The organism is Streptomyces sp. SID5785 (assembly GCF_009870065.1).
GTDB lineage: Bacteria > Actinomycetota > Actinomycetes > Streptomycetales > Streptomycetaceae > Streptomyces.
The window spans coordinates 1-240 of the sequence record NZ_WWIA01000103.1 but is presented as its reverse complement, the minus strand read 5'-3'; the positions used below and the strand labels follow the sequence as shown (position 1 = coordinate 240).

Annotated in this window: 1 pseudogene; it reads left to right on the top strand. The window is 82.5% G+C overall.

What is annotated here, in order from left to right:
• A pseudogene (locus GTW43_RS03010) lies at positions 1-240 on the top strand (hypothetical protein); the annotation flags it as partial.

The window sequence follows — 240 nt, the reverse complement described above, 5'->3', positions numbered from 1 at the left end:
CTCCTGGTGTGCGGGGCGCTGCTCGGGCTGCCCGGCCGGGGCTGGGGCCCCGAGGGCGCCGCGGCCCCGCCGTACGCGCGCAATCCGGCGGCGCAGGCGGCGCTCGACCCGGCGCGCCTGACCCGGATCCCGGCGACCGCGTGGCGCTCCTCGGCGCGGCAGGACTTCTCGGTGTGGCCCGCGCGGGGCGCGCTCGCCGGTGACCGTGACCTGCTGCGCCGGGCGCTCGCCGTGTGGGCG